Here is a 3,163-nt window from a genome sequence, read left to right as displayed (position 1 = left end):
ATCAGATGAATAGTGCGGGTAATTTTGACGTAGCAATTTTAGGAACGGGCTTTTCTGGTTCAATTTTAGGAGCGATTCTAGCTCGGCAAGGTTACAAAGTTCTGTTAATTGACGAGAAAGAGCATCCCAGGTTTGCGATCGGGGAAGCGACGATTCCCCAAACCACGATGATGATGCGGATAATTGCAGACCGCTACGATGTGCCGGAAATCGGGGCTTGCAGCACTTTTGAAGGAATGCACCAATATGTCACTTCCCATTGTGGTGTAAAGACAAACTTTGGTTTTGTGTATCAGCAAGCCGGACAGGCTCAAAATCCCCAAGAAGTTACTCAAAACATCATTCCGCACCTGCTCGTCGGCTATGATTCCCATTGGTTTAGGCAAGACGTAGACGCCTATTTACTGACTGTAGCGATTAAATACGGAGCTACCGTCCGACAAAATACGAACATCGTGGATTTGGCAATTGACGAAAGTAAGGTTTTCCTCAAAAGCGATCGAGGTGAAGAATTCTTTGGTCGCTACTTGGTAGACTCAACAGGATTCAAGTCGATCTTGGCTAAAAAATTCGACTTGCGCGAGTCTCCATGTCGCTTTAAAACGCACTCCAGGGCTTTGTTTAACCACTTCATCGGTGTCAAACCATACGACGAGTGTATTGACTCAAAGGCGGCTTGGGGCGTTCCCCAGGCTTGGCACGATGGCACAATGCACCACTTGTTTGCAGGTGGGTGGATGTGGGTGATTCCTTTTGGCAATCATCCAAAAAGTAACAGTCCTTTGTGCAGCATTGGGCTATCTCTAGATACCCGCCACTTCCCCAAAACTAACTTGACCCCGCAACAAGAATTTGACAGTATTTTGGCGAAATTTCCGGGTATTGCTCCCCAATTTAAGAACGCTCGGCCTGTCAGAGAATGGGTTTCAACAGACCGATTGCAGTATTCTTCCAAACGGTGTGTCGGGGACAGGTTTTGCCTGACAGCACAGGCGGCGGGGACGATTGATGCTCTTTTCAGTCGCGGTATGGCTAACACGGTTGACGGTTTATACGCCCTAGCAGGCTTGCTGCTCAAAGCCTTAGAAGACGACGACTTTTCAGCAGAACGTTTCGAGTATATCGATCGCTTGCAGCAACGATTGCTAGACTATAACGACCGACTGGTACATTGCTCTTTTATCGCCTTTTCTGATTTTGCCTTGTGGAACGCTTGGTATCGAGTTTGGAGCTTCGGTGGCTTGCTCAACGTCTTTAGAATTAAGAAAATGCAAGAGCGATACCAGGAAACAGGCGATTTAGCTTGTTTCTCTGGTTTAAATGACCCCCTCTATTTAGGTTCTCTTTGTCCCGACTTACAACGCTATGAGGAGTTGTTTGAGCAGGCGGCTTCTACAGTTGAGGCCGTTGGTGAAGGGCTATTGTCCCCCAAAGAGGCGAGTGATAAAATTTTGAATTTATTTAAGCAATCTGATTTTGTTCCTTCTAAGTTTGAGTTTCATTCAGCCCAACGCCACTTCAACTGCCAATTTAATTTTGACGATATAGTCAATATTTTTGCCTGGAGCAAATCGCCTATGCCAGAGCTTCAACAACTTTGCTTCTGATTAGACCGTAATGTGATTTAAACCAAATGAGATCGCTGTCTACCAAGCTAACGATCGCGATCGGTACTTTCAGCAATCGCGCCGCAATCGCCGTTATCCGGTCAAAAGCTCCATCCGGCGGTGTATCCAGAATTTCATAACGGTGCAAGGCTTTCAGGCGATCGGTTTCATTCTCCGGAATAAGTTTTTGATTATACATATTTTTATTGTCTGTGACGGGGAGGTTTCTACCATCATAAACGATTAGCAATTTTTAACAAGCTATTTCTTATCTTTGTTAGTTCCCTTTTCTGACACCAGACAAACTAAATTGTCACTTTTGTGCGTCACTGATTTCTATTTTAGTGACTGTTATTTTATGATTTTTTAACACTTGAATTTTTCTTATTCAGAAACCCGGTTTCTCTAAATTCAGAAACCGGGTTTCTCTAAGAAACCGGGTTTCTGGGTTTCTGCTAAGCTAATGCTCCTACGGCGACTTTCAACAAACCTTCAAACAACTTCATTCCATCTGTTCCCCCCAACATCGGATCTGACGCTCTTTCTGGGTGAGGCATCATCCCCAGCACATTTCCTTTAATATTACAAATACCTGCAATATTATTTAACGAACCGTTGGGGTTTTCGCCCTCGTAGCGGAACAGCACTAGATCGTTATCTTCCAACTGTGCCAAAGTATCGGCATCGGCGTAGTAATTGCCCTCGCCGTGAGCGATCGGCAGAGTAATTACCTGTCCAGTTTGGTAAAGTTGCGTCCAAGGCAGATTAGTGCGTTCGACACGCAGGGAGACGCGATCGCAAATAAAATGCAAATCCCGATTTCGCACCAGCGCCCCTGGCAATAAACCCGCCTCCGTCAGCACCTGGAAACCATTGCAAATTCCCAGCACCAGCTTACCTTTATTTGCGTGTTCTACTGTAGCTTTCATCACCGGGGAGAAACGAGCGATCGCACCGCAACGCAAATAATCCCCATAGCTGAAACCGCCCGGAATCACCACTACATCTAAATCTGAGATATCAGTTTCTTCATGCCAAACCATCCGCGTCGGTTGGGCGAGCAAATCGCGGGTGACATAAGCAACATCGCGATCGCAATTTGAACCCGGAAAAACTATCACCCCAAACTTCATCCCTTTACCCCCGCAGCTTCGGACAGCTGAGTCAATTCAAAGCAATAATTTTCAATAACTGGATTTGCCAGGAGGCGATCGCAAATAATATCCAATTGCTGCCGCGCCGCATCTTCCGACTCAGCATCCAGCGTCACTTCGACATATTTACCAATTCTCACCTGTTCCACATTGTCATAGCCCATGTGTTTCAGTCCAGACTGTACTGCCACACCAGCCGGGTCTAAAACCGAAGGCCGCAGAGTAACATAGATTCGAGCCTGATATTTCAACACAACCGTTTTCTCACCAATAAAGATCTAGAGGGTGCAGCCTCCCTATTTTAATGTTGCATAGGGTTATGGTTGTGAACCTAACTGAGCTAGCGTAGAAAAAGGCACGGGTTGCGATCGTAACCAGAATCAAGGATGAAACCACAACACA

General features: G+C 45.8%; 4 protein-coding genes. 1 reads left to right on the top strand and 3 read right to left on the bottom strand.

Annotation, left to right across the window (positions count from 1 at the left end):
* Window positions 1-1,607, top strand: a 1,607-nt coding sequence (locus tag H6S82_RS26155; protein ID WP_191056950.1) for a tryptophan 7-halogenase, incomplete at its 5' end; no start/stop codon positions are given.
* Here the strand turns inward: H6S82_RS26155 and H6S82_RS26150 are convergent.
* The 3 genes from H6S82_RS26150 to purS all read right to left on the bottom strand — a co-directional run bounded on the left by H6S82_RS26150 (window position 1,576) and on the right by purS (window position 3,015).
* Complete coding sequence (locus H6S82_RS26150; RefSeq protein ID WP_242057119.1) at window positions 1,576-1,806, bottom strand: hypothetical protein; 231 nt, start codon at window positions 1,804-1,806, stop codon at window positions 1,576-1,578. The genes H6S82_RS26155 and H6S82_RS26150 overlap by 32 nt on opposite strands.
* A 256-nt stretch (window positions 1,807-2,062) precedes the next feature.
* Complete coding sequence (purQ, locus tag H6S82_RS26145) at window positions 2,063-2,740, bottom strand: phosphoribosylformylglycinamidine synthase subunit PurQ (RefSeq protein WP_190475150.1); 678 nt, start codon at window positions 2,738-2,740, stop codon at window positions 2,063-2,065.
* A complete protein-coding gene (gene purS / locus H6S82_RS26140) occupies window positions 2,737-3,015 on the bottom strand; it encodes a phosphoribosylformylglycinamidine synthase subunit PurS (RefSeq protein WP_190475152.1) in 279 nt (92 codons plus the stop codon). The genes purQ and purS overlap by 4 nt, the downstream gene beginning before the upstream one ends.
* Between the last annotated feature and the right edge of the window lie 148 nt (window positions 3,016-3,163).

Origin of the sequence: Planktothrix sp. FACHB-1355, assembly GCF_014748295.1 — a bacterium.
GTDB classification, from domain to species: Bacteria; Cyanobacteriota; Cyanobacteriia; order Cyanobacteriales; family Aerosakkonemataceae; genus Aerosakkonema; species Aerosakkonema funiforme_A.
Note: the sequence above shows the minus strand (reverse complement) of the source record. Positions and strands in the feature narration are given on the sequence as shown.